Annotated in this window: 24 protein-coding genes and 1 tRNA gene; 16 read left to right on the top strand and 9 right to left on the bottom strand. The window is 66.2% G+C overall.

Going from position 1 to position 24244, the window contains the following annotated elements:
* Positions 1-16: 16 nt before the first annotated feature.
* From ACLBYG_RS15070 to ACLBYG_RS15115, 10 genes are all read left to right on the top strand, one after another.
* A complete protein-coding gene (locus tag ACLBYG_RS15070) occupies positions 17-961 on the top strand; it encodes a glycoside hydrolase family 16 protein (RefSeq protein ID WP_447681971.1) in 945 nt (314 codons plus the stop codon).
* Between the two features lie 891 nt (positions 962-1852).
* Positions 1853-2044: a hypothetical protein gene (locus tag ACLBYG_RS15075; protein WP_447681972.1), complete on the top strand. Its 192-nt coding sequence runs from the start codon at positions 1853-1855 to the stop codon at positions 2042-2044.
* 3 nt (positions 2045-2047) lie between these two features.
* Positions 2048-2893 (top strand): hypothetical protein, encoded by an 846-nt coding sequence (locus ACLBYG_RS15080; protein WP_447681973.1) that lies wholly within the window; start codon positions 2048-2050, stop codon positions 2891-2893.
* On the top strand, positions 2886-3518 hold the full coding sequence (locus ACLBYG_RS15085; protein WP_447681974.1) for a hypothetical protein: 633 nt from the start codon (positions 2886-2888) through the stop codon (positions 3516-3518). The genes ACLBYG_RS15080 and ACLBYG_RS15085 overlap by 8 nt, the downstream gene beginning before the upstream one ends.
* A gap of 206 nt (positions 3519-3724) precedes the next feature.
* On the top strand, positions 3725-4030 hold the full coding sequence (locus tag ACLBYG_RS15090) for a hypothetical protein (protein ID WP_447681975.1): 306 nt from the start codon (positions 3725-3727) through the stop codon (positions 4028-4030).
* Positions 4031-4077: 47 nt separating this feature from the next.
* A complete protein-coding gene (locus ACLBYG_RS15095; protein ID WP_427508544.1) occupies positions 4078-4308 on the top strand; it encodes a hypothetical protein in 231 nt (76 codons plus the stop codon).
* A 262-nt stretch (positions 4309-4570) separates the two neighbouring features.
* On the top strand, positions 4571-5908 hold the full coding sequence (locus ACLBYG_RS15100; RefSeq protein ID WP_447681976.1) for a phage major capsid protein: 1338 nt from the start codon (positions 4571-4573) through the stop codon (positions 5906-5908).
* A gap of 216 nt (positions 5909-6124) precedes the next feature.
* Positions 6125-8764: a hypothetical protein gene (locus tag ACLBYG_RS15105; RefSeq protein ID WP_447681977.1), complete on the top strand. Its 2640-nt coding sequence runs from the start codon at positions 6125-6127 to the stop codon at positions 8762-8764.
* Positions 8733-9581 carry a hypothetical protein gene (locus ACLBYG_RS15110; protein ID WP_447681978.1) on the top strand — a complete coding sequence of 283 codons (849 nt, stop codon included), beginning with the start codon at positions 8733-8735 and terminating at the stop codon, positions 9579-9581. Before ACLBYG_RS15105 ends, ACLBYG_RS15110 begins: the two co-directional genes overlap by 32 nt.
* Positions 9574-10161 (top strand): hypothetical protein, encoded by a 588-nt coding sequence (locus ACLBYG_RS15115; protein WP_447681979.1) that lies wholly within the window; start codon positions 9574-9576, stop codon positions 10159-10161. Before ACLBYG_RS15110 ends, ACLBYG_RS15115 begins: the two co-directional genes overlap by 8 nt.
* Positions 10162-10198: 37 nt before the next feature.
* Here the strand turns inward: ACLBYG_RS15115 and ACLBYG_RS15120 are convergent, their stop codons facing one another.
* The 4 genes from ACLBYG_RS15120 to ACLBYG_RS15135 form a co-directional block, all read right to left on the bottom strand.
* A complete protein-coding gene (locus tag ACLBYG_RS15120; protein ID WP_447681980.1) occupies positions 10199-11491 on the bottom strand; it encodes a DUF5677 domain-containing protein in 1293 nt (430 codons plus the stop codon).
* Positions 11492-11631: 140 nt separating this feature from the next.
* A complete protein-coding gene (locus ACLBYG_RS15125; protein WP_447681981.1) occupies positions 11632-12027 on the bottom strand; it encodes a hypothetical protein in 396 nt (131 codons plus the stop codon).
* A gap of 71 nt (positions 12028-12098) precedes the next feature.
* On the bottom strand, positions 12099-12311 hold the full coding sequence (locus ACLBYG_RS15130) for a hypothetical protein (RefSeq protein WP_447681982.1): 213 nt from the start codon (positions 12309-12311) through the stop codon (positions 12099-12101).
* 19 nt (positions 12312-12330) lie between these two features.
* Complete coding sequence (locus ACLBYG_RS15135; RefSeq protein WP_447681983.1) at positions 12331-13608, bottom strand: hypothetical protein; 1278 nt, start codon at positions 13606-13608, stop codon at positions 12331-12333.
* Positions 13609-13898: 290 nt separating this feature from the next.
* On the opposite strand from ACLBYG_RS15135, the gene ACLBYG_RS15140 reads away from it, so the two are divergent.
* From ACLBYG_RS15140 to ACLBYG_RS15160, 5 genes are all read left to right on the top strand, one after another.
* Positions 13899-14165, top strand: a complete 267-nt coding sequence (locus ACLBYG_RS15140) for a hypothetical protein (RefSeq protein ID WP_447681984.1) — start codon at positions 13899-13901, stop codon at positions 14163-14165.
* Positions 14166-14176: 11 nt separating this feature from the next.
* Positions 14177-15274 carry a hypothetical protein gene (locus ACLBYG_RS15145; RefSeq protein WP_447681985.1) on the top strand — a complete coding sequence of 366 codons (1098 nt, stop codon included), beginning with the start codon at positions 14177-14179 and terminating at the stop codon, positions 15272-15274.
* Entirely contained in the window at positions 15271-15516 is a 246-nt protein-coding gene (locus tag ACLBYG_RS15150; protein WP_447681986.1) for a hypothetical protein, read from the top strand. Before ACLBYG_RS15145 ends, ACLBYG_RS15150 begins: the two co-directional genes overlap by 4 nt.
* Before the next feature lie 82 nt (positions 15517-15598).
* Positions 15599-16105 (top strand): hypothetical protein, encoded by a 507-nt coding sequence (locus ACLBYG_RS15155; RefSeq protein WP_447681987.1) that lies wholly within the window; start codon positions 15599-15601, stop codon positions 16103-16105.
* A 183-nt stretch (positions 16106-16288) separates the two neighbouring features.
* Positions 16289-17437 carry a tyrosine-type recombinase/integrase gene (locus tag ACLBYG_RS15160; protein ID WP_447681988.1) on the top strand — a complete coding sequence of 383 codons (1149 nt, stop codon included), beginning with the start codon at positions 16289-16291 and terminating at the stop codon, positions 17435-17437.
* Between the two features lie 12 nt (positions 17438-17449).
* Here the strand turns inward: ACLBYG_RS15160 and ACLBYG_RS15165 are convergent.
* The 5 genes from ACLBYG_RS15165 to ACLBYG_RS15185 all read right to left on the bottom strand — a co-directional run bounded on the left by ACLBYG_RS15165 (position 17450) and on the right by ACLBYG_RS15185 (position 23422).
* Positions 17450-17526, bottom strand: a tRNA-Arg gene (locus ACLBYG_RS15165).
* A 124-nt stretch (positions 17527-17650) separates the two neighbouring features.
* The gene (locus tag ACLBYG_RS15170; protein ID WP_091927888.1) at positions 17651-18403 is read right to left on the bottom strand and encodes a nucleotidyltransferase family protein; all 753 of its coding nucleotides are present in this window, start codon (positions 18401-18403) and stop codon (positions 17651-17653) included.
* 19 nt (positions 18404-18422) lie between these two features.
* On the bottom strand, positions 18423-19985 hold the full coding sequence (gene tsaE, locus ACLBYG_RS15175) for a tRNA (adenosine(37)-N6)-threonylcarbamoyltransferase complex ATPase subunit type 1 TsaE (RefSeq protein WP_447681989.1): 1563 nt from the start codon (positions 19983-19985) through the stop codon (positions 18423-18425).
* A 177-nt stretch (positions 19986-20162) separates the two neighbouring features.
* A complete protein-coding gene (locus ACLBYG_RS15180; RefSeq protein WP_447681990.1) occupies positions 20163-21443 on the bottom strand; it encodes an EAL domain-containing protein in 1281 nt (426 codons plus the stop codon).
* An 86-nt stretch (positions 21444-21529) separates the two neighbouring features.
* Positions 21530-23422: a sigma 54-interacting transcriptional regulator gene (locus tag ACLBYG_RS15185; RefSeq protein WP_447681991.1), complete on the bottom strand. Its 1893-nt coding sequence runs from the start codon at positions 23420-23422 to the stop codon at positions 21530-21532.
* Between the two features lie 306 nt (positions 23423-23728).
* Between ACLBYG_RS15185 and cynS the strand changes: the two genes are divergently transcribed.
* On the top strand, positions 23729-24217 hold the full coding sequence (gene cynS, locus ACLBYG_RS15190; protein ID WP_029358676.1) for a cyanase: 489 nt from the start codon (positions 23729-23731) through the stop codon (positions 24215-24217).
* Positions 24218-24244: the final 27 nt, after the last annotated feature.

A 24244-nucleotide genomic window follows, 5' to 3' on the forward strand; every position in this document is an offset into this window, starting at 1 on the left:
ACTCGGAGCCTGAGCCATGACGAAACCTCGCTGGGTACGCCGCGATCTGCTGAAATCGTGCTTCCGGGATCTACCGATCTGCGCGGCCGCGTCCCTGCTGCCGACCAGCCACTCGAGCGCGGCGATCGACGCCTCCGTGGATCCGACGCAGGGCCGCACGCTCGTCTTCGATGAGCCCTTCGCGGAGATCAACGGACGGATCTGGAATGGCGGACCGAAGGCCACGACAGGGCCGTCCGGTTTCTACGGCCGTTCCGCCTTCGCTCCCCTTGCCGGGGCGGAAGGCTTCAAACCCTACGTGATCGTCGCGGATGCGGAGGCCACGGGCGGCACGGCCCTCCAGATTTCCGCGAAATACATCGGACGCAAGATGAGCGTCGTGAATTACTATGGAAACAACACATCCGACTATCAGTGGATTTCCGGAAATTTGCAAACCGGCAGCCGCAGCGGTGTCGTATCGGTCGGCTGGCGCCAAGGCTATCTCGAAGCGCGGATGAGATTCCCGCGGCATCCGCTCACGTGGCCAGCCTTCTGGCTCCTCAACCGAGAGGGCATCACCAATGCCAAACGGAGCATAGAGGTCGATATCGTCGAGCACAAGGGTTTCGAGCCGAAGCTCTACGGCGCGTACCTGCACGAATGGGGGCAGCCCGGTGAGCACAACGAAGGCACCGGCGTTCCCACGCCCGTCGACATGACCGAACAGTACTGCCGGTACGGCGTGCTGATCCAGGACGGTCAATGCATTCCTTATTTTGAGCGCAAACCAATCATCAATCCTAAAACGAACCAGCTCAATATCTGGACACTCACCCGCGCGTCGGAGATGGAACAAGCCGGCGACGTCTTCTGGCCGCTCCTCACATTGGCGTTGCGGACGGATGTCCCGGCCCCTCAACTGACCGAAGCGCAGAAACTCACCCATATGCGCGTCGATTACTTTCGCGTGTACGCGTAGCCTCGGACGCCGCGCCGATGAATCCGTGAGGGCGGCGAGGCTCGCGCCCGCGACCTGTTCTCATCGCGGACGGCACACCAAGCGCGTCGCTCCGAATCTGACCTGACCGGCCGGCTTTGGACCGGGCTGATTGAGAGGATCAGTTGGGCCCGAAGGCGTCGGACATGCGGCGAGGTCAGAAGACGAGTGCGGAGCAGGTGGTGCTGAAGCTGCGCCAGATCGAACGCTGGCCGAGCGCTACGGCATCAACCTGAAATCCGTGGCGAAGTGGAAGACGCGCACGTCCGTCCTCGATCAGCGTACTAGGCCGAAGGAGCGGCATTCGACCGTGCTGTCGGTCGAGCTGCGAGGCTGTCAGCAAAGCCTGGGCCGCAGAATCAGAGCACTTCAGGCTCGACCCGCTCCACCAAAAGCCGGGACCAAACACGCTCTCGTCGCGAGTTCAGAGACTGCGTGGGTGGGTCGTCCGATAGTCGTCAGCGGGAAAGGGCATTGCCCCGGCATCCGCTAAGCACGTGATTTGAATGGCGCGCCCGAAAGGATTCGAACCTCTGACCCCCAGATTCGTAGATTGGGGCCGGGCGCTGGAAACATTCAAGATCTCTGCAAACCGGGCACTCGGCAGCCTGTTATGGATCAAGGGGTTAGCACCCCTGTTGCAAACCAAAATCCGGGCCTGCTGAAGCCGAACAACGAGAACGCCGCCCCGGGAGTCGGATCCCGGAACGGCGCTGAGAAGATCGGCTCCCGCAAAGAAACCGTGCGCAGGGATAGGGCCGAACACCGAACTCTGGCAAGCGCCCTGACGGCCGTCCTCGACTGCCGCGGCATGGTGTTGACCGTGGTCGCCGAGCGCGCCGAGGCGCGGGCCTTCCTCCGAGGAGGCCGGGCATGATCCGCCGCGACCTCGCCCCCATCATCGCCCGCGTCCTGATCGAGAATCCGCCAGAGCTGATGAGCACCCGGGGCACGGTGCATTGGATCTGGCGCACATGGCCCGATTGCACCACCGAGGAAGCGCTGCGCGCAATCGAGATTGCCGACGAGCTCCTCGCCGTGGACCGCATGGTGCAGGAGGCCTGATCGATGGCAGCCGTGACGCTCCTCCAGAAATGGCAGCTGCTGCAGGCCATCCTCGCGGACGCTGCTCTACCCGCGACGGCGAAGCTGGTGGCGGCGCGGCTGCTCTATCACCATAGCGCGCAGTCCGGCCGCTGCTCGCCGTCCTATCAGACGGTCGCGGATGGCATCGCGCTTCAGCGGCGGGCCGTGATCAGGGCCGTGCAGGACCTCGAGGCCCGCGGATGGCTAGCCGTGAACCGCGTGAAAGGTGGCGATCCGGCCGCGGCACAGGGGTTCGTGACGAACGGATTCCGGATCAATTTCGACCGGTCCGACGAGGCCCCCCCGGTGCACGGCGAGACACTCCCCCCAGTGTCTGGTGAGACACTCCCCCCCGGTGCACAGGGAGACACTCCCCCCGGTGTCTCGTCAGACACTCCCCCCGGTGTCCCGCGAGACACCCCCGGAGTGTCTGGTGAGACACTCCCCCCAGTGTCTGGCGAGACACCCAACTCAGGGAAAGATACAGGGAAAGGAAACAGGGAAGAGTCTCCCCCTACCCCCTCAGCCTTCGACGAGTGGTGGGAGACGTACCCGCGGCGCGATGGAAAGATCGCAGCCCGGAAGGCTTTCGATCGGGTCCTGAAAAACCGGCAAGCCACGGTCGAGGAGTTGATCGCCGGGGCCCAGCGCTACGCCGAAGCCCGGGGCGGCCAGGATCCGAAGTTCACGAAGGTCCCGACCACGTGGCTGAACGGCGGTCACTGGGCCGACGAGCCGGCAGCGCCGAGGAAGACGACCGCCAACGGACGCGCCCCTGAATCCAGCGCCTTCGCCTACCTCGCGCACAGGATGCACGACGATGAGTGAACTTCCCGCGACACAGCCTCAGCGCCCGCGCCTGCCGAACGTCGCGCGCCATCTGGAGCCGGAGCGGTTGGTCCGCGAACACGGCCCGGCGGTTGCGGCAGCGTTCAAGGCGCAGTTCGATCGCCGCTCGCTCCAGACCGCGAGCGGGTTGCGGGACATCGAGCTGGCCCTACGCGAAGTCCCCAGCATTCCCGAGCTGCTCGGCCTGGCCAACGCCCTGAATCAGGCTCTCGACACCAAGCCCAGTCGCAGCGTCAACGCGATGTCGGTCGCGGTTCTCGTCGACAGCCGCATCCGGCAGCCCGCGAACATGGCGACATACGTCGAGGCGCTCACCTTCGACCTCGCCGATCTCGGCTACCCACCGTGCGTCGTAGTCAGCGCATGCCAGCGGCTGCGGCGTGAGTCGGTGTTCGCGCCCGAGATCGCCGAAGTGCTGAAGGCCTGCAGCGCTGTGCAGGACAGCTACCGCTCAACGGCGCGCATAGCTGGTCGCTTGGCGGCCGATCGCAGGGATGCTGAGGACCGGTTGAGGATCGTGGAAGCTGCGGCTTCGGCAAACAGAGTTCGTCTCACACCTCAGCAGATCGACCTCAACGCCGAACCGGGAGATGCCGGATGGTGATCCTCGCCGACGCTCGCGTTCCGGATGGGTAGGGCGGGTCGAAACTCGCCAGCCTAGGGGTTGGCGACCGGATGGGATCTCATCCGCGCAAAAAATTTCCGGCGTCGGAATTTTCGCTGAGGCGGCCGAAACACCTCAAAGTTCAAAGGCGGTCGATCTTGCGACGCCCCCCAGCAAACAATCGCTATGAATTCCAGAGGCTTAGCATGAGTGCATCAACTCAGATCGAGGCACCTTCGCACCTTTCCAGGCGGGAAAAGTATGCCTTTCGTCGTTTGATAGGAGCAGTTCAGCTTCAGGATGGGGCATTTCCCGCGACCAAATCGGATCTCCTTGCCGACTACGTGCAGTCGCGGTCCCGCATCGAGTATCTAGCTGACATCGCCGAGAAGGAGCGCACCAAAGGTTTCCTGAAAGACTATCTGTCGACTCTCCGGTCTCTTGAAGCCAGCGTCGCACTTAGCCGCCGCCTAGCCCTCGACTTAGGTCTGATCGCCGAAGTGAAAAACTGATCAATTACCTACCATTCTCAAGCCGATGTCTTGATTAGGAGATCCCGATGCTGACCGAGGACCTGTCCGACATGCCCCTACATCGCGAGATGCGGGATGTTTTCCGAAGGATGATCGCTGACGGCGCCGATCCGCTCGACGTAGCCGAGGCTGCGCTCGCTGTCGGCGGCGCCCTGGCGGTCAGCATCGAGGGGCAGATCCGAGCCGGATCGAAACTCTACGCCGCCGGCGCCGCGCTACTGTCCGCAGCCGGAGAGGCGTCGCCGCCGCGACATTGACGGAACCGATCGCGCGCCGTAGAAATTTAGCCATCGTCTATCGCGGTGCGATGCGATCCTCGCGTGAAGGGCCGGTGTGAGACTGGCGTGGATGCGGGCAGACCTTCCGGTTACCGGAGTGAGTCCGGGCTTGGTGAAGGGCAGAACTCGACGGGCGTGAGCCCTCGTTTTGTCGCGCTGGAAGGCTGATGGGCACGCCCTGATCCTCTGGCTTCCCGAGTTGAACCTGTCCGGCACGGGCAGGATCGTCCGTGAGAACCGCATGTTCACCCGAAACACCTCCCGACACTTCGCACTTGCCGGGCTGGCGATCGCCTGCCTCGTCCTCCTCGCCGTGCCCAACGCCCACGCGGCGACGCTGGCGCATCACGCAACCCATCTGGGCGGCCTGTCGCCCGTCGATCTCGTGGCCGCCTCGTTCGGTCTCACCGCCGCGCATCGCGAGTACGGCCGCAAGGATGCGGGCGGCGGCGGTGCCGATCCCGGCCTCGCGCAGATCCAGGGAGAGATGTCCCGGATCCTCGGCGAGGTGAAGGGCTTCGCCGAGAAGTCCAAGCAGCGGATCGAGGAGCAGGACTCCCGGCTCCTCGACGTCGAGCAGAAGCTGGCGCGCCGCAGCGGTCCGGGCGGCACCGCACCGCAGGACGAGAGCTGGGGCAACAAGCTCACCGAGAGCGAGGGTTTCAAGGGCTTCGTCTCCGGCGGCCTGCGCGGCACCGCCCGCGTCGAGGTGAAGGCCCTGACATCGGCGACCGGCTCCGGTGGCGCCCTCGTCACCCCGGCCCGTCAGCCGGGCATCGTGGCGCTGCCCCAGCGGCCGATGACGGTTCGAGGACTGCTCTCCCCCGGGGAGACCGAGAGCAATCTCGTCCAGTTTGTCCGGCAGACCGTGAGGACCAACAACGCGGCGACCGTGGCCGAGGGCGCGCTGAAGCCGGAATCGGTGATCAGCTACGAGGAGGCCGAGGCCGCGGTGCGCACGATCGCGCACTGGATCCCGATCTCGCGGCAACTCTTCGACGACGTGCCGGCGCTGCGCTCCACCCTCGACGGCGAGCTCGTCTATGGCCTGGACGAGGCCGAGGAGCGTCAGCTTCTGCTCGGTGACGGCACCGGCCAGAACCTGCTCGGTCTGCTGCCGCAGGCGACCGCCTTCGACACGGCCCTGCTCACGGGTATCGCGAGCCCCACGCGGGCCGACACCCTGCTGATGGCGATCGGGCAGGCCGAGAAGTCCCTACTGCCGGCCACCGGCATGGTGCTCAACACGATGGACTGGATCCGCATGGTGGCGATGAAGGACACCACCGGCCAGTACATCGGCAGCGGCCCCTTCGGGCCGGAGCAGCTGCGCCGGGTGTGGGGCCTGCCGACCGCCGTGACGCCAGTGATGCCGGAGGGCCGGTTCCTCGTCGGCTCGTTCGCGGTGGCCGCCCAGATCTTCGATCGGATGGATGCCGAGGTGCTCGTCTCCAGCGAGGACCGGGACAACTTCATCCGCAACATGCTCACGGCCCGGGCTGAGAAGCGCCTGGCGCTGGCCGTGAAGCGGTCGCAGGCCCTGATCACTGGCAGCTTCCCGGCTCCGGCTCAGAGCTGAGGCCTTCCTGCCGGGGTGTGCATCCTCGGCGCGGGCCACTCGCAGGTGCCCGAGAGAACAGCGAGAGCCGGCGGCCCGAGTGAGTACGGGCGCGGCCGGCACCCCCATTCCGTTCGGCGCCCCGGCGCTGATGCCCCGGGCGACCGCGGATGTACCGGCGCTCGGGGCCCCTGATTCCGCCGCCTGAGGTGGCGACGCGCCGCGCGAGGTGCTGACGTGGCCCAGATCAACACGCTGCAGGTCACAGAGACCGTCTTCCGCTGGCGCAACGAGGGCCTGGAGAAGACCCAGGCCGAGGCCGACAAGCTGGCTGGCTCGCTGGGAAAGGCGACCGCCGCGCAGACCAAGGCCATGGACGCCGAGACCAAGGCTGCGGCCTCGGCCGACAGAGCGGCGCAAGGCAAGGCGAAGCTGGCGACCGCGAATGATCGTTTTCAGGCGCAGATGCAGGCTCAGGCGCAGATCCTGGGCATGGCACAGTCTCAGCAGGACGCGCTGACGGCCGCGACGCAGCGCTTTTCCGACGCTCAGGCTGCTGCGGCCCGCTCGGCAGCGGCGGTCGACCGGGCGTCGAACGACAACGTGCAGTCGCTGGAGAAGCAGAACGAGGCGTATCGAGCCGCCGGGAAATTTGCCCTCGAACACCCCTTGCTGGTGATCGCCGGCAGCGTCGCGGCGGCGCGCGGGCTCGCGGCCCTTGCCACGTCGGCCGCCGGGTCGCTCGGCGCCGCGTCGGCCTCGACGGCGGCGTTCGCCGAGGGTGCGTCCGCCATGGGACCCACGGTGGTCGCAGCCGCCACGGTGGCCGCGCGCGGTCTCGGCCTCGCCTCGACGGCGGCCACGGCGGCGGCCAGCGGCCTCGGGACCTATGCCGAGAAAGTGGCCGGCATCACGACCGCGACAGGCTTGATGAGCCGGGCGCTCGGCGGCCTGCCAGGCGCGATCGGGCCGGCGGTGCTTGCGTTCGTCGCATTCGAGGCGGTGCGCGCCGCGATCGGCAAGGCCGGCGACGACCTCGAACGGCTGATCGCCCTCGGCGAGAAGGCGCGCAGCCTCGACCTCGCCGCCCCCTTCGTGAAATCGTTCGAGGCGCTGGGCCCGAAGATCCAGGCGACCACGGATCAGATGGACAGGGCCCTGCAGCAGGCCTCGAACTTCGTGAAGGAGCGCTACGGGCAGGCCAGCGGCGCGCTCTCGACCGTGTCGAGCCTCTACACCTCCGGGGCGTTCGGGGCGGACAAGCCGTCATCCATGGCGGCCCTGGAGACCGCGAACACCGCACAGGAGAAGGTCCGCGCGACGCTGGACGCGATCAAGGAGCTTCAGGAGCGCGGACAGGAGTTCGCGGCCCTCGACCTGACCGAGAAACTGTTCGGCCCCGACGTGGCCGAGCGCGTCCGGACGGGACAGGCGAATATCGGCCAGATTGTTGCCGACCTTAACTCTCTTCAGGACAAAGAAGTCTTGAAGCAGGCAGAGGTAGACAAGGCCCTCGAACTGAACAAGCAGATCGCCGATGCAAAACAAGGTATTAGCGATGCTGTCGGTGTGACCTTCGATTTGTCAGCCGCTGCCATCGCTGCGAACGAAGCATGGTTGAAGATCCTTCAGTCCGTCCAGTGGGTGCTGGAGAAGGTCAACGAGGCGAACGCGGCGAGCGCGGATCTGGTCGGCACGCTCACGACGAAGATGCTCGACGGGATCAAGTCCGCGGGCTCGGCCGCCGCGGATCTGGCCGCGAAGTACGGCATCATCACCAAGCAGCAGACCGCTGAGGTGCAGGGGCCGCCCGAGGCGCAGGGCCCGCCATTCAAGATCACGGGCCGCTCGTTCCCGTACAACTTCGGGCCAGGCGTCGAGAACTTGCCCAAGGCGACCGCGGCGGCGAAGCAGGCGAAGCAGGCCGCCCAGGAGGCAGCCTCGTCCTACGACCTCCTGCTGAAGCGCACAGAGGACCGAATCGACGAGCTGAACCTGGAGGCGGACAGCGTCGGCAAGACGACTGACGCGGTGATCAAGCTGAAGCTGGCGCACGATCTGGAGCGCGCCGCGCAGAAGGACGGGACCGAAGTCACGCAGGCCATGCGCGTGGAGTGGGACCGCCTCGGCGATCGGCTGGCCGCCAGCACGTCCCGTCTCGCCGACAACCGCAGGGCGTTCGAGCTCCTGAAGGAGGGCCAGCGCGAGCTCGCCGACGGCTTCACCGGGTTCGTCGACGATATCGTACTCGGCGGCCAGAAGATGGAGCAGGCCTTCGCCTCGCTGTCGAAGTCGCTCAGCAGCAGCGTCCTCAAGGGTCTGATCTCCGGCGAGGGGCCGCTCGCCGGCATCCTCGGGACTGCTTCGAGCGAGCGCGGGCAGCTGGGCGGCCTGCTCGGCGGCAAGATCAGCCTCGGCAGCCTGTTCGGCGGCGGCACGTCGAGCGAGGCCGGCTCGCCCCTACCCGGCGCGCAGGGGCCGTCCCTGCCGACCGCGAGCATGTTCGGGAGCATGTTCAACACGGACAAGATCGCGTCCGCCCTCGGCCTGGGCGCCGAAACCGGCCTCGGCAGCGCAGTCTCGGGCTGGCTCAAGGAATCGCGCCAGGGCGGCGGCATCCTCACCTCGCCGCTCGGCCAGGGCCTGACCACGATCGCGGCCGGTGCCTCGGTTGGCTACTCGTCGCAGAGCCCGCTCCTGGGCGGCCTCAGCGGTGCGCTCGCCGGCGCCATGACGGCCAACCCGCTGCTGGCCGCGGCCGGCCCCGCGCTGGGCATCGGCGGTCACTTCGGCAAGCGCCGGACCGCCAACGACAACCCGAAGCCCGATCAGGAGAAGCCGGCCGATGACCGCGATCAACGTCCTCTTGCAGCGTGAGGCTGGGCACCTCGTCACGGACGCGGCGTGGTACGACCTCGAAGGCGTGGTGCAGAACTTCGGCCCGAAGAGCCAGGTAGTGGCGAATTGGCCCGGTGCCATCGCCACGCGCGGCCCGGGGTTGGCACACGCTACGATCGCGACCGAGGCGAGCCTGCTGTTCGCCGACTTCGACGCCTTCGCCGATGGCGCGGCGGACTTCCTCCGGCGTTGGTGCGAGCGCGAGGCCGATCACCTCACAGGGTGGATGGAGCAGGGCCACGTTGAGGTGATCGCGGTCGGGTGGTCGAAGGCGCAGGACCGGCCCCGCGCCATCTTCCTCAGCTCGAAGGATGAGAGCGCCGAGGCGGCGGCGCGCGGCATCGAGATCGATGCCGAGACCATGCATCTCGCCCTGCCGTACCAGGTCCTGGAGATCGACGCGGGCTACGTGCGGCCGCTCCCGACCTCCGAGGCCATGGAGTTCTACAAGGTCGACCCGGAGGCGGACTTCGACGAGCTGCCCTCCATCGCTCACTACGCCGCCGGCATCGTCTGCGCCCAGCGCGAGCTACGGGAGCCTCTGCTGCCTGGCGGCGAGCCGGTGTGCTTCGTCGGCGGCTACATGATGATGACCACGATCACCCGGCACGGCGTCTCGGCTGTGAAGGGCATCGTGTTCCCGGACGTGCCCGGCCGGCGGATCTCCGCGCAGCGCGCCGACGTGATCCTACCGGCGATTGCAGATAGGATCGTTGCCCTCGCCACTGGCGGCATGACGCGACAGCAGCGACGCGCTGCTGAGGCACAGGCCAAGAAGGGACGCACGCATGCCTGAGGCGGAGGTAATCGGGCACGATGTCGCGAGCCGCGCCTGCGACGAGGTTGGTGACGATCGGGACCGCTTCGAGCACTTGCAGGCGATGGTGGCCGATGCCAGCGTGATGTACGGGGTCTCTCGCAGGGCTCAAGGTGCGACCGAGGACGAGGCCGCCGAGGCTGTGCGCCGGTTCGCCAAAGGCGCCGCGCCTGTAGTCGAGGCCCACATCCGCGCCCGCACGCTGTCGGACGACGAGCTCGTCGGGGATCACGGCGACATGATCGTCACGGCCCAAGAGCGAGCCATCCTTGAACCTGCGCTGCGCCAGCGAGAGCTGCCCGAGGAGGAGTGGTACAGGGCTGTGCTCGCCTACCGATCGGCTGAGGTACGGATCGTCCCGAACCTGATGCGCGGCACCTTCGGGCCTACCCGCGCCGCGGCCGAGAAGCGTCTGGCTGCTATTCTCGCGGAGCAGCGCGCCGGGAACGCACAGGACCGCTCGAACCGGCGGATGCTCGAGCACGAATTCGAGACGTTCCTGGTCGGCGTCGAATGCTCGATCGTGCGGGCAATCCGGGTGTTCTACGGCTCGCCGTAGCGCCCCCCCCCCGCCACGATATGCCGGCCTCGCATGGTCACGTCTTCGCAGACACTGAACGTCTCGCTCTTGATCGATTCGCCTTCTTCTTCTGCGCGCGCCGTAACGCAGCTTCGTCTCTTTGAAGTCTTCTATCTGCCCTCACGAACGCTTCCTGCGCTGCATCCCGCATCATGGTGAGCGCTCGCACCTTTACGAGTTCGTCCAATCCTCGGACCCGGCCGAGTAGAGCTGCGGTGATACGTGTCAGCGTAAAAGCTGTGTTCTGACCTGGCTCTAGAAGACCCGCATTGCTTCGTCCTGCGATCGGAATATCGCTGCCCATATCAGTCAATCGAACAAACATACTCCTTGAACTTGCGTGCACGTTGTAATTGGCGAGCTTGTAATAGGTACTCATACCAGACTGCTCGGAAGCGCGTTGCATCGCTCGAAAATCCGGTCTCTTCATACTTAGATGCTGTGACGCCCACCCGTACTCGTTTTTGAATTCGGGCCCATAATTTTTTAGAGCAGCCTGATACTTGCTTTCGACTTCGCGACGTGTTTTTTGATCAACCGGAGAATACCCTAAATTGACCTGGTTTTCATCCCAGTCGTCGATCATCTTTTTTTGATCTATAATTTCATGATCAATGTAGCGTTGGGCGAGTACCTCATCTCCGTCTTCAATGACTGTCGCCACGACATCAATCTCGTGCAACGTCCGCCATCGGGCCATCGCACCATCAGCAAAACCATTTTCGAGCAGGACGATGATCTCATCAGAAATCTGGCATGCTCGCATATGTAATCGCGCGAGTATAAAGTGGCGCTGCCTATGAGAATTCGACTTCGATCGGCGATGACGCTTGGCGGCCTCTTGGCTGATTTCTCTAGATGCCGTCAAAAGCATGCGAAGTTGATCAAGGCCCTTTCCCCAACGATCCTCCAGCCTGCCTGCAAATTCTGAAATCTCAATGCGCTGAATCTCGCCGTAGGTTTGCCAATTCTTCGTGAGCTGCCGGTGTAGAATTTTTCCGCCTACTTCGACTGAGTCTTGTACTACATGCTCGATCTTTCCAGGCAGGTCATTAATTAGCCGATCTAACTCCTCAAAATCCCGACCATCGAATGATAATTTGATATCTATATCTTCGTCGCCTAAGGAGTCGTCATGCCACACAAAATTTTCTGCCTCCCCCTTTAGTATGTGATCGGTCAAAGCATCGATCATTCCCTCCGATGGCGCAACATTGCTTGAAACAAGTTTTTCCTTGACAAATTTCTTGAGTATATTCCGCGGCAATTGGGAGATGACATCATTTAACGCCCGCTGCAGGTTACCCATGAAGCGCCACCGTAAATATCAATTTTGGGTCAGTTTTATGACCTAGTCACTATCGCGCTCGCGGATCACTGTCGCGATTAGGCGAGCCACAGGATAGACGCACGCGGAGCTGCCGCGGCTAGGCTTTGAGGCGCCGGCTCTTATAAGCAATCGTCGATCTTTCGGTTGCGCTTGGCAGGCTTCCTCCCGAAGACTTCACGGGTCGCCGTCCCCAGATCCTTCCCCGAGCCATCTGTGATGACTGCCGCATCGAACCGGGGCAGCTCGGGGAATAGGGCTGGGTATCGTTGCAGGCGCCATCGGTCGACCGCCTCGAGGCAGTACATGCCGGTGTCGATGTCGGGGAGCGGGAAGCCCCGCATGAACAGTCGCGTCCGGACCGCAACGAACTGCGCCAGCGTGAGATGCAGGCGGCGCGCGACCTTCTCCGGCGGGATGTCGGCCGGGTCGACCGAGAACCGCACCTGTGCCGCTCGAAGCTCGCGAGATACGGCAGCCACGAGATGTTCACCCAGATGGAAGGCAAACTGAGTCAATCATCCTTAGGGTTCACGACAGTTTGCCCTGAAGTTCCTCTTGAGTGATCGGCACATTGGAATGGCAAGCGTCAATTCGAACGACGTCTAGCCGACATTTTGCTCGACGTATCATCAGAGTTTTTAAACTCCTGAAGAATCTTCCTATAATCCTCTTTGTTGGATCTATCTTCTATAACTGGCCGCTGCGGCGGTGTCTCGACAAGGATATCTAGGCTGCGATCCTCAATTTTAGACAGCTCATCGATAAGCTTTTGCCGCTCGATATCAGAAACGTTCATCATAGCCTCCTCCACATTCATATTAACTTGCATGCTGACGGTGCATATATCGTGGATTTAGCTTTGCGTCGAAGAAGTGCTTCCGCTTAACCCAAAGGAAGCCTTCTGCTTTTGTAATGACAGCGACATCAATAGGACCGCCGACAGACTCCGACGGCTTAGTTACTTTTTCCTTAAGAGACTCTAGCATCACTAAAGTCTCTGCCAAATTGCATAAATCATCTATTGGCAATGACCCTACAACTGAGCGGAAAGGCGACGCATGCCTGTCGAATACATACTTAGTCCAAGAGTCTGTGTGATCTTTTACCACCATGTCTATGACAGTGTCTGGTATAGCAACTGCATTCCCGCCCACAGCAGTGATAATAGCTGCGGCGTTAGCCTTGAGAATATCTTTAAGATTGTGCCTCACGGCGTAGAATACGTCTGGGCTGAACCCAAGGTAAAACGTGTCAACCATTGACTTGGTGGCAAACGCATTGATAAATCCAGTACTGCGTCTGGTGATCTTGTGATCGCCGATCTTTTTTGTCAGAAGCTTGTTCCCAAACAGCCCTAAGCAGCTATACTCTATATATTCAGGGAAATGACTCGTGTCACCGAAGCCGGCGACGACAATCCCGGTCTCAGATAAATAAGCATCCTCAACTTTAAAGACGGCAGCAACACCAATTTCGATTAGATGAGCGATGGGATATGTTGATCCGGCCGCAAAAATTGTCAGATCGTCTGTCGCCTCTTTATCCAGTTCAGCTTGGTGCAATGTGACCAAGGCGTCTACTTCAGCCTGAGTTATGGGAGCAACTATGGGCATTCCGGCAAACAGAGTTCTAATTTTATCGAGCGCAATATTTCGCGCAGCATCTTCCGCCGCTTGATTGCCCGCAGCAGCTTTCACAGACGGATCGTCGTTGGCTATAGCAATATTTCTGACCATCGCGCGATCGACAGCCTCAACAAATATGGACATCCGATCCGCGGCAGAAAATATATCTAGATTTTGCTCTATGTACGAGAAGAAATCTGCGGCATAATCCTCAAGAGAACCGCATGTTTTATTACCAAGTTGTTTGCGATATTGCTTTGCAATAATCTCCCACGGAAATCGATGCAAGTCAGCCGTATCAAAAATCATCATTCCAATAGGCTGATGGTTTGATAACTGGAAAACCTTGTTTGCGCCTTTAAAGTATCTCTCTTCTTTTTTGCCGTTGTCGTCCCACTTGGAAACCGTGACGGCGCTATCGGCAGCCAATACAAGTGCCTGCCTATTCATCACGCACACTTCAGAAGTCACGCGTTCCTCCTGTTTTTTTCTTTTAGCCAATCTGCAAGCGCTTGACGCAGCACGTCTGGTCGCGAGGGCTTCGGATCCGGCTGAGCGTTGATCCAGGCGTCGAGGGGACCTGTGTGATCTGGCTGCAGCCGGACAGTCACAGGCTCACCTTTACCTGTGGCGGGGCGTCCCCGTTTTTTTGTGGCATCACAAATTGACATCGTATTTTTATGATGTCACAAAGTGCGGGCCGGAGCAAGGCTGGAACCCTCGCTCGCGGCCCTGACCACGCACGTCCCTCGGAGACGATCATGGCTACCCGTCATTCTACAGCACCGGCGCGGGCCGGTGAACGCTCTTGCTCGCCTGCGGCCCACTACAATCGCGCCAAGCCGACGCTGGAGGCCAACGAGCTCGTCCCCGGCACGGTCGAGGCCTGGGAGGCGGTCGCACCCGTCCGGCCCGACACCGAGCACGTCCGCGCGCCGCGCTTCCTCGACCTGGCCGGCGAGCTCGTTACCGCTGCTCTCATCGTAGCCGGGGGCGTGTTCGCCTACGGCTACATCCCTCTCGCGTGAGGGAGGCTGCCATGAGGAGGCCCAACACCGCGAAGGCCGCGCCGGAAGCTCAGGATCTTCGCCAGCGTGCCGCCCGCGCCCGGGACGCCGCCGGGCGGTTCATCCGACGTCCGGATCCGTCGCCGCCGCCCTCGGCCGAAGTGGTAGACGCCGAGCTGCTGCAGCTCGGTGCTCAGCTGGACAACGCGATCGCTCGAGCCAGAGCCCTTCATGAGGCATCGCAGCAGCTGATTGAGGCCCGGATCTCTGCGACGCCGAAGCGTCCGACATGCCTCTACTTCCGCGAGGACGATCGACGACTCTACCTCCGCCAATATCTGACCGAGCCGGCTGCGCTCGACGGCATGGAGGTGTCCGCAGATGATGTCGCCTGGATGCGACGGAAGCCATACGTCCGTGAAGTGAGGCGAGCGCCTCGACCGGACGATGGGCTGCCGGCGGACGCTCACACGATTGTCGAGCATCATCCTTGGCCGGAGGCACAGGCTCGCGCCGACGAGATCATCACCGCGTGGGACGCGTGGAAGGCCGAATGTGCGCGGGTCCGCGCCGCGTTCGAAAGTGACGAGGATGACAGGGAGGATCGCGCGGAAGCGGCAGAAGTCGAGGTCCAGGCGCTCGCTGATCGCATCGCTGAGATGCCGGCTTTCAGCGCCGAAGGCCTGCGTATCAAGCTACGAGCTGCCGGGCACTACGAGGACGAGCACGATAGCGACTATCCCGGCGGCCGGCTGCTGAACTCCCTGTTGCGCGATGCTGAGCGGGAGACGCCTACATCCGCCACCGCGTCGCGTCCCGACGCTGCCCTAGCCGCTCTCGGCGCCGAGTTCATGGCGGCATGGGTGGCCGAGGAATCGGACGGTGACGAGGCCGCTTATCGGGCCTGCACCGAGCTCGCGGAGCAGATCGCCCGGCTACCGGCCGGAACGGTTGAGGGCCTCGGGATCAAGGCGCTCTTGCTGGCGCGGCTTGATAGCGACGACTCCGGGCCGTGCCGGCCGATCGCGGCACAGGGCCCCCTCGCGAGCCATTGGAATGTGCTCCGGCAGATCCAGCAAGGCGCAGCTCAACTCGCCAAGATCAACGTCACCTCGGGATCTACACGATGAGCAACGTCATCCCGTTCCGCCGCCGTCAGCGGTTGACCATCCCCGACACCCGGGCCCGCATCGAGGGGGCGCTGGCCCTGGCTCTCGACGCCGTCGACCACCTCGTGGCCGCTCTCGACGAGATGGATGAGGATCCGGACCTCGAGGACGGGGGCGACGCGGAGCCGAGCCTCGGTGCACCCGAAGGGCACGTCTCGCAGATCGTGTGGCTGCGCGGAGGCGGCGGCGATCTTGAACGATAGGGACAGCTCGCATCGTGTGGCTTTACACGAAACCACTGCTGTGTCAGGTTCGTGTATGGCTACACGATCGCGAGGTTGAAACGTGACCATTCGTTTCGAACCGGTGACCTTTTCCGCTAGCGGTACTGAGGCGATCACCGGCGTCAGCACGACCCAGCAGCGCAATCTTCGGCGAGCGGATCACGACGCCAAGTCCAATCCTGGGCACGAGCGCAAAGATGCTCGCGCCTTGGCGAAGCTGCTCGTCATGCAGAGCCTGGCGGCTTTCAAGGTGCCCCCCAGCGCGAGCGCCGCGATCGCAGATAGCGCCTCGGCCATCATCGTGATGGCACTCGCCAAGATCGAGGGGGCCGTCGAAGATCCCGAGGGCTTGGCCAACGAGCCCCCGGTTCGCGCCCCGCCCGGCTTCGACCGCTGGTATCTCGTTTGGGACGGCAACGGCCACGAGTTCGTCAGCGCCGTCGACGCCTATTTCGCTTCCGATTCGGTCCCGGCCGCAACCGTAATCCTCAACCTGCGCAGTTTGGCTGACACGATCCTTGATCGTGCTGGCTGCCCACTCTGGCGCGTCGTGAAGCAGAAGGACTGATGATGCCGCGACGCCCGGTCATCACCCAGGCCGCAATCGCACGTGCCGTGAAGGGCGCTCAGGCCGCCGGACTCAAGGTCGGGCGCGTCGAGATTGATCCCAGCACTGGCCGCATCGTCGTCGTATCCGGGGACGACTCTGTTCAGCCGCTCACGAAGCTCGAAGCCTGGAGGGCGAGCCGTGGTGCGAGCTGACTACCCGGGCGTCTTCGCCACCTACAAGGCGCTCAAGGATGGAACGCGGCGGGCCTATTGGTATCACCGCGCAACCGGGATGCGGCTCGAAGGTGAGCCTGGCGAGCGCTCCTTCATCCTGAGCTATGCCGAAGCCGAACGCACGCTCAAGGCTCGGCATTCGGGCGAAACCTTCAACGGCTTGGTGCGCGAGTTCACCGCCTCACCGGAGTTCGAGACGAAGCTCTCGGCTGGGACGCAGCGCGAGTACAAGCGCATGCTGACCAAGGCCGAGCCCCAGTTCGGCGACATGCCGATCGAGGCCTTGAACGAGCCCGGCGTGCGGCGCGATTTCCTCGATTGGCGCGCGAAGGTCGCCCGCGCCTCGGGTGAGCGAGAGGGCGACAACCGGCTGTCCGTCATCTCGGCCATGCTGACCTGGGCTCAGGAAAACGGCCGGATCCAGGCCAATCACGTCCGCGGCTTCAAGCGGCTCTATCACGCCGATCGCTCCGAGATCGTATGGCTGCCCGAGCACATCGCAGCCTTCATGGCGGTTGCACCGATCGAGCTGCAACGTGCTCTCATCATCGCCCTGCACACGGGCCAACGGCAGGCGGACATCCTGCGCCTGCCCTGGTCTGCCTACGATGGGACCGCGATTACCCTACGGCAGGGCAAGAGCGCCCGCGGCGGCCGCGTGGCGCCTCTGATCACCATTCCTTGCACCCTGGCGCTGCGGCGCATGCTGGACGGCATGCCACGAGGCTCGCCGCTGGTGCTGACGACGAAGACCGGGAGGGCGCTGCAGAAGCGCTACTTCGCCCGGCTCTGGGAGGAGGCGGCGGCCGAAGCGGGTCTCAGCCGGATCAGCCTGCCCGGCCTTGATGAGCCGGTAGCCTTGCACTTCCACGATCTCCGCGGAACGGCCGTGACCATGCTGTCCGAGGCCGGCTGCAACCCGCAGCAGATCGCGACCATCACCGGCCACTCGCTCAAGACGGTGACCGTGATCCTGGACCGCTACCTCGCCCGAACGCGAGCGCTCGCGGACCAAGCCATCTTCAACTGGGAGAACTCACCGCGAACCAAATTTGCAAACCAACTGCAAACCGCGCCTCCGAAACCGAAGGCATTGAAAGGAAATCGCGATGTATAAGAATAGGTTAGATGGCGCGCCCGAAAGGATTCGAACCTCTGACCCCCAGATTCGTAGTCTGGTGCTCTATCCAGCTGAGCTACGGGCGCCTGACACGGCGGCGGGCTCTCGGCCCGCCGGTGTGAAGGGGCTTCTAGAGGCTCAGATCCGGCTTGGCAAGACACTTCGGACAAGGACTTCGCGCTCCGCGCATTGTGCCCCGGATCCGGCTCTCTACGGGGCCCGGGCGCTCGCGCGAACGCGCTCCTCCGCGGCCCGGATCGCCTCCGGCGTACCGACATGCAGCCACTGGCCGTCGAGCCGCATCCCGAACAGCCGCCCCGCCGCGATCGCCCGGTCGAACAGCAGGTTGAGCGAGAAGGCGCCCTCCGGCGTGTCGGCGAAGAGGCCCGGCGTGAGGATCGCCACCCCCGCGTAGATGAACGGCGCCACCGCGCGCTCGCCGCGGCGCTCTAGGCGGCCGTCCGGATCCATCACGAAATCCCCGGCGCCCTCGTAGCCGAGGCTGGTGGCGGTCGGCGCCACCAGCAGCAGGCCGTCCATGCGGTCCCCGTCCCAGGTCTCGATCAGCCGGCGCAGGTTGGAGGCCGGCCCCTCGAGCCAGAACGAATCCGAGTTCAGCACCACGAACGGCGCGTCGCCCAGGAGCGGCAGCGCCTTGCGGATGCCGCCGCCCGTCTCCAGCAGCGCCGCGCGCTCGTCGGAGACGGTCGTGGCCGGTCCCGGGGCCGCCCCCTCGGCCCGGCGCGCGAGGTGCCCCTCGATCAGGTCGGCGAGGTAGTGGACGTTGACGACTGCGCTCCCGATCCCGGCCTCGGCGACCCGGTCGAGGGCGTGGTCGAGCAGGGCCTTGCCGGACACCTCCACCAGGGGTTTCGGCACGGTGGCGGTCACCGGCCGCATGCGCTTGCCCAGGCCCGCGGCCAGGACGAAGGCGCGGCTGACGGCGGGGCTGGGATCGCTCATGCGGTCGGGAATCCGGTGGTCAGGGGTCGGGCGCCGGGGCGACGAGGCCCGGCAGATGGTCCGCGTGCCAAGCCCGCAGACCGGCGAGCGCCGGATGGGCGAGGTTGCGGGCGAGGTAGCCCTCGATCCGCGGCAGGTGGGCGAGGTAGCCGGGCTTGCCGTCGCGCCGGTCGAGGCGCGCGAAGATGCCGAGGATCTTGGTGGCCCGCTGGGCCGCCAGCAGCGCGTAGGCGGTGGCGAAGGCGCCGACGTCGAAGGTCGGGTCCCGGCCGCGGCGCTCGCGGGCGTAGAGGCCGAGGAGCCGCAGCTCGAACTCCGCGCTGGAATCGACCCGGGCATCCTGCAGCAGCGAGGCGACGTCGTAGGCCGGGTGGCCCATGACGGCGTCCTGGAAATCGATCAGCCCGACCCGCTCCAGCCCGTCGCGCTCGGGCAGCCAGATCAGGTTCGGGGAATGGTAGTCGCGCAGGGTCCAGGTCGGCCGGTCCGGGATCGCGCCCTGGAGCGCCCCCCGCCACAGGTCGACGAAGGCCGCCCGCGCCTCCGCCGACAGGCTGACGTTCCGGATCGCCGGGGCGTACCATTCGGGCATCAGCTCCGCCTCGAACAGCAGCGCCTCCATGTCGTAGGGCGGCAGCCTGTGCTCGATCCCCTCCACCACGGGCAGGACCGGGGGCAGCGGGTTGGCGTGGAGCTTGGCCAGCACGCGCACGGCCTCGGCGTAGCGCTCGGGCCGCGGGGCGCCCCCCTCGATCACCGGCTCGCTGCCGAGATCCTCCAGGATGAGCAGGCCCTCGGTCAGGTCCTCGCCGTAGATCTTCGGGGCCGAGAAGCCGAGTGCCCGCAGGCCGCGGTCGAGGGCCACGAAGGCGTGGACGCTCTCGGCGAGGTGCACGATCGCGCTGTAGGGCTTGCCGTCCCGCACCGGCGGCCCGTCGGGTCGCGGCGGCGCGATCATCAGCACGGCGCTGGTGCCGTCGGGCTTGGTCAGGCGCTCGTAGGCGCGGGAGGAGGCGTCCCCCTGCATCAAGGTCCGCTCGGCGATGTCCCAGCCGCTGCGGTCGAGGAGGCGGCGCACCGCGCGGGCCCGGTCGAGGCGGGCGCGCATGCCGCCGGTGCCGTCGATCCGCGCGAGCCGCGCCTCGGGGCCGAACTCCGCCCGCAGGGACAGGTCCACGGTCAGCACCGGGCCGGCGCGGGGCGGCATCCGGTCGGGCCACTCCACCAGGGTGATCGCGCCCTCGGCCATCTCGTCGAAGCCGAGTTCCACCAATTCGTCGGGGTCGCGCAGCCGGTACAGGTCGGCGTGGACGATCGGCCGGCCGTCGCGGGCCGCGTAGGGCTGGATCAGCGTGAAGGTCGGGCTCGGCACCTCCAGGCGCGGGTCGCCGGCGAGCTCGCGGATGACCGCGCGGGCGAGCGTGGTCTTGCCACCACCCAGGCCGCCGGACAGAGCCACGACGTCCCCGGGCATCAGGAACTCGGAGAGGAACAGGCCGAGATCCTCGGTGGCCGTCTCCTCCGGCAGCACGAATTCCCAGGGCGCCGGATGCGCGGATGCCCCCGCAGCCCCTTCGGCCATCTGCCCGTCCCGCTCGTCTCCGCCCAAAGCCCGCCTCCGAGACCCGAAGACGCATGGTCCGAAAACACGCACCGGATGCAAGCGTTTCCGCCCGGAGCCGCGCGCTTCCCGCCCGCCCGGTGCATCGAAACCACGCTCGCGGGGGTGGCGAAAGACCGCGCCGGGGCCGGGAATCCGTCAGGCCCGGGCGTGGAACCCGTGCCGCCCCGGATCAGCCTCCCCGGAGAGCCCGACGCGCCACGCCTCGGCGTTCCAGGCCGCCGCCGCCGCGAGGGCGTCGGCCTCCGGCATCGGGCGGCCGAAATGGTAGCCCTGGCCCAGGGCGCAGCCCATCGCCGCGAGGGCCTCCGCCTCGGCGCGGCCCTCGATGCCCTCCGCGACCGCCGCCACCCCGATCTCCTCGGCGAGCCGCAGGATGGTCTGGACGATCCGGCGATCGCGCGGCTCCGCCAGCATCGCCCGGACGAAGGCGCGGTCCACCTTGAGCGTGGTGATCGGCAGGGTGCTGAGATGGCTGAGCGAGGAGTAGCCGGTGCCGAAATCGTCCACCGCGATGCCGAGGCCGGCGGCGCGGCAGCGCGCGAGGGCGGCCGCGGCCCCGGCCGGATCCTGCATCAGCGCGCTCTCGGTGACCTCGATCTTGAGGGCGCCGGGCGCGAGGCCGGTCCGGCGCAGCATCGCGTCGACGAGGCCCGGTATGTCCGCGCGGGCGAGATCCTGGGCCGTGACGTTGAAGCTCACGAACAGGGAGGGCTCGACGGAGGCGGGCGCGCGCAGGCCGGCCTGCAGGATGCGGGGCACGATCCGGCCGATCGCGTCGATCACCCAGGCGGTGATCGCCAGGATCAGGCCGTTCGCCTCGGCGGCCGGAATGAAGGCGGCGGGGGGCACGAGCCCGCGCTCGGGATCGTGCCAGCGGATCAGGGCCTCGAAGCCGGCGAGGCGCCCGGTGGCGAGCCGCACGATCGGCTGCAGGAACAGCGCGAACTCGTCCCGGGCCAGGGCGCGCCGCAGGGCGCGCTCCTGCGCGAGCGACGCGACCGTCGCGTCGAAATCGGCGCGGGCGGAGGGCGACGGCGGCGCCTGAAGCCCCTCGGCGGAAGCCGGCCCGAGGCGCGGCAGGGTCTCGCGGAACCGGGCGATGAGCCCCTCGAGGCAGAGGCGCAGGATCGGATCGGCGCCGGCGAGCCGCTGGCGGATCTGCGCCGCGTCCACCGGGACGAGCACGCTATCCGCCTCGGCGCGCGCGCCGGCGGAGCGCGGGAGGGCGTCGAGGATGGCCATCTCGCCGAAGATCTCGCCGGGGCCGCGCCGGGCGAGCACGGCCTCAGCGCCGTCGCGCCGCCGGAAGATCGCGATGCGCCCGCTCAGGATCAGGTAGGCGCAGTGCCCGATCGCCCCCTCCTCGAACAGGACGGTGCCGGCCGGTAGAGTGACGGGATCGGAGAGGTCGTGCATCGGTCGGGGACGCTGCGCCTTCGCGGGGAAAGCCCGGCGCGAGCGTTGGCACAGCGGCCTTAAGATCGGATCAAAGGCCCGCCGGATCAGCCGCGCGGGATCCCGTGTGCCTTGATCCGCGAGGCCAGCGTCGTCGGCCGAAGGCCGAGGAGCGCGGCCGCGCCGCCCGGCCCGGAGATCCGGCCGCCCGACAGCGCCAGGGCCGCGACGATCTCGGCGCGGTCGCGCGCCCGGCGCTCGGCCTCGGTGGCGGGCCGCCCGCCGGGCGGCGCGGCCGGGCTGGCCGCGTCCGCGGGTCCGGTCGCCTCACCGTCGGGCAGGTCGAGGCGGAGGCGCCCCCGGGCGGAGAGGATCACCGCCCGCTCGATCACGTTCTCCAGTTCCCGGACATTGCCGGGCCAGGAATAGCGGCAGAGGCGGCGGACATCGCCCTCCGTGAGGCGCGGCTCCGGGACGGTGAGGCGGCGCGCGGCGACCCGGAGCAGGTGCTGGGCGATCGGCGGGATGTCCTCGGGCCGCTCGCGCAGGGGCCGCGCCTGGATCGGGAAGACGTTGAGGCGGAAGTAGAGGTCCTCCCGGAAGCGGCCCGCCCGGATCTCGGCGCGCAGGTCCCGGTTGGTGGCCGCGACCACGCGCACGTCCACCGCCCGCGTGCGCGCCTCGCCGACCCGCTCGAACGAGCGCTCCTGCAGGACGCGCAGCAGCTTGCCCTGGAGGTCGAGGGGGATCTCGCCGACCTCGTCGAGGAACAGCGTGCCGCCGTCGGCGAGTTCGAACCGGCCGATCCGGTCGCGCAGCGCCCCCGTGAAGCTGCCCTTGGCGTGGCCGAAGAACTCGCTCTCGAACAGCTCGCGGGGGATCGCCGCGCAGTTGACGCGGATCATCGGGCGGGCACTGCGGCGGCTGCCCTCGTGGATTGCCCGGGCGATCAGCTCCTTGCCGGTGCCGGATTCGCCGGTGATCAGCACGGTGGCGTCGGTGGCGGCGACGCGGTCGACCTGCCGGAGCGTCGCCGCGATGGCGGGCGAGCGGCCGATGATGCCCTGGTGCTGGCGCTCGGCCCGGATCTCCTCCTTCAGGTAGGCGTTCTCCAGCTCCAGGCGCTCGCGGAGGGAGTCGACCTCGGCGAGCGCGCTCGTCAGGCGGGCCTCGGCCTCCCGGCGCTGGCTGATGTCGCGGAACACGATGACGGCGCCGAGCAGGCGCCCCCGGTCGCGGATCGGCGTCGAGGTGTACTCGACCGGGAAGGCGGTGCCGTCGGCGCGCCAGAAGACCTCGTGATCGACCTGATGCACGGTCCCGTCCCGGAACGCCGCGTAGATCGGGCAGTCGCGGTGGGGGTAGTGGCTCCCGTCCGGGCGGGTGTGGTGCACGGCGGCGTGCATGTCTCGGCCGACGAGGTCGGCGGCCTCGCAGCCGAGCATGCGCGCGGCGGCCGGGTTGACGAAGGTGGTCACACCCTCCGCGTTGACGCCGTAGATCCCCTCCCCGGCCGCGCGCAGGATCAGCTGGTTGCCCCGCTCGATGTCGCGGAAGATGCGCTCCACGCGCTGCCACTCCGAGAGGCCGGCGCGCATGTGGGCCTCGGCCTCGCCGTCGACCTGGCGGCGGTGGAGCGTGTCCGGGTCCGCCAGGGTGACGAGGAGGCGCATCGCGTCGCCCGGGAGCGGGAAGGCCGCGGTCTCGACCCGCAGGTCGCGCCCGGCCGCGTCGCGCGGCGCCAATGTGCGCGTCCACCAGTGCCCCCGGGCTAGCGCGGCCTCGGTGAAGACCGTGAGCGCCGGGAGCTGGCCCGGGAACAGGGCGCTCGCCCGCGCGCCGCGCAGCGCCGGGCGGCCGTAGCCGAGGAGGCGCGCCGCCGCCGGGTTGGCGTCCGCGACCCGGTCCTCCTCCGGCGCGAGGACCAGCATGGGATCCGGGCTCGCCTCGAAGACCGGCCCGAAGCTTCCGGCGGCACCGGACTCACGAGATATCGTCATTGGCTCACGATATCTCGTTTCCAACGAGATGTCGTGAGCGACATCCGGCGACCCAAACCTCTGGCAGACCGAGCCATTTCTCCGGCATCCCTTCTGGCACACCCTTTGCCGAGTGAGGCTGTCCGCCCGTCGGCCGGCACCGCTCCCGAAGGCGCGCCGCGACGACGCCCGGCGGACGTCCGCGTCCGGACGCGACCGTCCACCCTCACCGGTCGCGGTCCGGACGCGCACCCGCACCGGGTGGGTGGGGCCGCGGAGCGCGCGGCCTCACCGGACCCATCGCAGATCGAGATCCGGGAGCCGACGATGAAGCGCGAAGACCTCACCGAGAAGCTTCTCGACATCAAGCGCGAGAAGGGGTGGAGCTGGAAGCACATCCACGCGGAGATCGGCGGCCTGTCGCCGTTCCTGATCACCGCGGCCTGCATGGGCCAGATGAAGCTCCCGAAGGCCCAGGCCAAGCGGGCGGCCGAGCTCTTCGGCCTCACCGCCGCCGAGGAGCGGATGCTCAACGAGCCGCCCTATCGCGGCTCGATCCCGTCCATGCCGCCCACCGACCCGCTGATCTACCGGTTCTACGAGCTGGTGATGGTCTACGGCACGACCTTCAAGGAGCTGATCCAGGAGGAGTTCGGCGACGGCATCATGTCGGCGATCGACTTCAACATGGACATGGCCCGGGAGGCCAACAACAAGGGCGACCGCGTGAAGCTCACCATGTCGGGCAAGTTCCTGCCGTACAAGTACTACGGCAACGACGACGACACGCCGGAATACGGCTTCAAGGAGGGGTGAGCGGCCCGCAAGGGCATCCCCCCGATC

The organism is Methylobacterium sp. D53M (genome assembly GCF_053345625.1).

Excerpts from the sequence above, each read along its gene's own strand:
- ACLBYG_RS15095 (WP_427508544.1), top strand. The coding sequence starts at position 4,078 with ATGCTGACCGAGGACCTGTCCGACATGCCCCTACATCGCGAGATGCGG.
- ACLBYG_RS15185 (WP_447681991.1), bottom strand. The coding sequence starts at position 23,422 with ATGACGATATCTCGTGAGTCCGGTGCCGCCGGAAGCTTCGGGCCGGTC.
- ACLBYG_RS15170 (WP_091927888.1), bottom strand. The coding sequence starts at position 18,403 with ATGAGCGATCCCAGCCCCGCCGTCAGCCGCGCCTTCGTCCTGGCCGCG.
- ACLBYG_RS15075 (WP_447681972.1), top strand. The coding sequence starts at position 1,853 with ATGATCCGCCGCGACCTCGCCCCCATCATCGCCCGCGTCCTGATCGAG.
- ACLBYG_RS15150 (WP_447681986.1), top strand. The coding sequence starts at position 15,271 with ATGAGCAACGTCATCCCGTTCCGCCGCCGTCAGCGGTTGACCATCCCC.
- ACLBYG_RS15140 (WP_447681984.1), top strand. The coding sequence starts at position 13,899 with ATGGCTACCCGTCATTCTACAGCACCGGCGCGGGCCGGTGAACGCTCT.
- ACLBYG_RS15090 (WP_447681975.1), top strand. The coding sequence starts at position 3,725 with ATGAGTGCATCAACTCAGATCGAGGCACCTTCGCACCTTTCCAGGCGG.
- cynS (WP_029358676.1), top strand. The coding sequence starts at position 23,729 with ATGAAGCGCGAAGACCTCACCGAGAAGCTTCTCGACATCAAGCGCGAG.
- ACLBYG_RS15100 (WP_447681976.1), top strand. The coding sequence starts at position 4,571 with ATGTTCACCCGAAACACCTCCCGACACTTCGCACTTGCCGGGCTGGCG.
- ACLBYG_RS15110 (WP_447681978.1), top strand. The coding sequence starts at position 8,733 with ATGACCGCGATCAACGTCCTCTTGCAGCGTGAGGCTGGGCACCTCGTC.
- ACLBYG_RS15180 (WP_447681990.1), bottom strand. The coding sequence starts at position 21,443 with ATGCACGACCTCTCCGATCCCGTCACTCTACCGGCCGGCACCGTCCTG.
- ACLBYG_RS15145 (WP_447681985.1), top strand. The coding sequence starts at position 14,177 with ATGAGGAGGCCCAACACCGCGAAGGCCGCGCCGGAAGCTCAGGATCTT.
- tsaE (WP_447681989.1), bottom strand. The coding sequence starts at position 19,985 with ATGGCCGAAGGGGCTGCGGGGGCATCCGCGCATCCGGCGCCCTGGGAA.
- ACLBYG_RS15070 (WP_447681971.1), top strand. The coding sequence starts at position 17 with ATGACGAAACCTCGCTGGGTACGCCGCGATCTGCTGAAATCGTGCTTC.
- ACLBYG_RS15120 (WP_447681980.1), bottom strand. The coding sequence starts at position 11,491 with ATGGGTAACCTGCAGCGGGCGTTAAATGATGTCATCTCCCAATTGCCG.
- ACLBYG_RS15080 (WP_447681973.1), top strand. The coding sequence starts at position 2,048 with ATGGCAGCCGTGACGCTCCTCCAGAAATGGCAGCTGCTGCAGGCCATC.
- ACLBYG_RS15130 (WP_447681982.1), bottom strand. The coding sequence starts at position 12,311 with ATGATGAACGTTTCTGATATCGAGCGGCAAAAGCTTATCGATGAGCTG.
- ACLBYG_RS15085 (WP_447681974.1), top strand. The coding sequence starts at position 2,886 with ATGAGTGAACTTCCCGCGACACAGCCTCAGCGCCCGCGCCTGCCGAAC.
- ACLBYG_RS15115 (WP_447681979.1), top strand. The coding sequence starts at position 9,574 with ATGCCTGAGGCGGAGGTAATCGGGCACGATGTCGCGAGCCGCGCCTGC.